At 64.8% G+C, this 2,472-nt stretch carries 4 protein-coding genes; 1 reads left to right on the top strand and 3 read right to left on the bottom strand.

The annotated features are described in order from the left end of the window. On the bottom strand, nucleotides 1-232 hold a 232-nt coding region (locus VLT15_13435), incomplete at its 3' end, for a (Fe-S)-binding protein (GenBank protein ID HSR46214.1). 58 nt (nucleotides 233-290) lie between these two features. Between VLT15_13435 and VLT15_13430 the strand changes: the two genes are divergently transcribed. Next, nucleotides 291-1,202 carry an LLM class flavin-dependent oxidoreductase gene (locus VLT15_13430; protein ID HSR46213.1) on the top strand — a complete coding sequence of 304 codons (912 nt, stop codon included), beginning with the start codon at nucleotides 291-293 and terminating at the stop codon, nucleotides 1,200-1,202. Here VLT15_13430 and VLT15_13425 read toward each other — a convergent pair. Together VLT15_13425 and VLT15_13420 are read right to left on the bottom strand one after the other, a co-directional pair. After that, complete coding sequence (locus VLT15_13425; protein ID HSR46212.1) at nucleotides 1,199-1,972, bottom strand: class I SAM-dependent methyltransferase; 774 nt, start codon at nucleotides 1,970-1,972, stop codon at nucleotides 1,199-1,201. The genes VLT15_13430 and VLT15_13425 overlap by 4 nt on opposite strands. Nucleotides 1,973-2,028: 56 nt before the next feature. After that, on the bottom strand, nucleotides 2,029-2,472 hold a 444-nt coding region (locus VLT15_13420; GenBank protein HSR46211.1), incomplete at its 5' end, for a prolyl-tRNA synthetase associated domain-containing protein.

Here is a 2,472-nt window from a genome sequence, read left to right as displayed (position 1 = left end):
AAGGAACCACGCTCGTCCCCTCCGTGGCGTCGAGCACCTCGATCGTGTGCTCGGCCATCGCCCTGGCCTGATCGCGGTAGCCGACGTTGAAGGCCGGTTGTCCGCAACATGTCTGGTCGAACGGGAACTCGACCGTGCACCCGTGGCGCTCCAACACGGCGACTACTGCTTCGCCGACCTCCGGGAAGAAGCTGTCAACCAGACACGTGACGAACAACTGCACCTTCGACATGGACAGCACCCTATCTGATCGGATCTAGCATCGCCTCATCCCACGAGAAGAGGTTCGCTTGCGTCCGCTGTCGGTAGGAGTCCAGTTGCCCGAGGTCGAACGAGAGGTTCGCTGGCCGGAAATGCGCTCGCTGTCCGTGCTGGCGGAGTCGGTCGGATTCGACTCGATCTGGGTGGGCGACCATCTGCTGTATCGCCCTGAGGACGGCGAGCCGCGCGGGCCCTGGGAGGCATGGTCGATGCTGGCGGCGATCGCATCCGTGACGGAACGAGTGACGATCGGCCCGTTGGTGGCCGCGACGGCCTTTCACTCTCCGGCGATGCTGGCCAAGAAGGCGGTGACGGTCGACGAGATCTCGGGCGGACGGCTGATCCTCGGGCTCGGCGCCGGGTGGAATCGTGCCGAGTTCGACGCCTTCGGATATCCGTTCGACCACCGGGCATCCCGATTCGAAGAAGCGTTTCACATCATTCGCCGTCTCATACGCGGAGAAACGGTCGACAACGACGGCGAGTTCTATCGGAATGATCGAGCGCAGATCCTCCCGGTCGGGCCGCGCCGCGCAGGTCCTCCGATCTTGATCGGATCACAGGGACCCCGCGTGCTGCGGGCCACCGCTCCGTTCATGGATCAGTGGAACGGTTGGTACGCCTGGTACGGCAACAATCCGGCGGGGTTGCCGGCATTGTTGGGACTTCTCGAGCAGGCGTGCGAGGAGGTTGGCCGGGATCACGCCGAGATAGCGAAGACGGTGGCGGTGCTTGCCACGCTTCCCGGAGGACAAGGGCGGATCCACGGGGATGCCCGGCATGAGGGCAAGGACCCGCTGGCCGGCTCACCCGACGAGATTGCCGATGTGCTGGGCCGCTACTCGGAACTCGGGATATCTCATGTGCAGATGGTGCTCGACCCCATCACAGCAGAGTCCATCGAATGGTTTGCCGACGTGCTTGTTGAGCTGGATAACTAGGTCTCCAGCCGCTCGGCCACGAAACAGTCGACCCGGTAGGTGATGGCCAGAGTGGGCTTGTCCCTTGTGTCCGGGTGGGTGTCGAGGATTGCCGAGACCTCATCCAGTACGGCCGCCTTCCGGTCGTCTGGGAGAACTGCGACATGGCTGACCGATGCCATTCGCTCGACGACCTGGGCGCGGGTGACCCGGTGATCATGGACGAACCGGGAGCGGCGAAAGGAAGTGAATCCGGGGAGCGTCCAGGTCTCTGCCGAGCGAGTCGACTCATGATCACGCCACGGGGCGTTCAGCTCGACACGATCCATGATCGACCAGAGCGCGTCCACCCACGCAACCCGACGATCGCGGACGTTCCACAGCAACGCGAGTTTGCCGCCCGGTCGAATAACCCGGGCGATCTCATGACGGCTGGTGGCGTTGTCGAACCAGTGAAACGCCTGGGCGACGGTGAGCGCGTCGACGGAACCGCGCCGGAAGGGGAGGGCTTCGGCCGTACCCGCAATGATCGGAATCTCCGGAGATGCTTTGCGAAGTTCGGCGCGCATCCCTGCAACCGGTTCGACCGCGTACGGGTTCGCTCCCCGCTCGGCGAGCAAGCGGGTCAGCTTGCCGGTTCCTGCTGCGAGGTCGACCACCACCGGCTCGCTCGCCAGCGCCAGGACATCCATCAGCCAGTCGACGACCGGTGGAGGATATCCCGGCCGCGCCGCTTCATATTCGGCTGCAGCAGAACCGAACCCGCCGGCCGCCACTTCATGGACTCCCATGCCCTGCATTCTGGTCCGACCGGGGGGCGCGACGACTGTGGGTCCTGTCGGATCGGCTACAGGCCGGCCGTGTCGAGCAGTTCCGGCGGATGGCCGATTGCCTCGAGGAATCTGAGCAGGTCATCGGGGCCGATCGCCGTGGTCCTGCCGTTGTCGAGAGGATGGAAGTGAAGCGGGTTGGCGTTCAGCAGTCCGCTCTCCAGCACCACGTTCACCTCGCCCCCCTCATCGTTGACGACCGCGAACGGCGTAACCGCACCCGGGATGACCCCCAGGTAGCGGTGGAGTCGCTCCGGGCTCGCAAAGCCGACCCGGCCGGCACCGATCGCCTCACCGAGTTTGCGCAGGTCGACGTTGGTGTCCTCGAACAGGACGACCAGCCACATGTGACCCTTCTTGTTGCGCAGAAACAGGCTCTTGCAGTGTCCGCCCTCCCGGGGATCGCGTACCCGCCTGGCCTCCTCGACGGTGAACACGGGAGGATGTTCCACGGTGGCGGT

This window comes from Acidimicrobiia bacterium (assembly GCA_035471805.1).
In the GTDB taxonomy this organism is placed as follows: Bacteria; Actinomycetota; Acidimicrobiia; order Spongiisociales; family JAHEDJ01; genus JAHEDJ01.
Note: the sequence above shows the minus strand (reverse complement) of the source record. Positions and strands in the feature narration are given on the sequence as shown.

Bases quoted from the DNA above. Each gene is read 5' to 3' on its own strand.
- VLT15_13425 (HSR46212.1), bottom strand. From the start codon at position 1,972: ATGGGAGTCCATGAAGTGGCGGCCGGCGGGTTCGGTTCTGCTGCAGCC.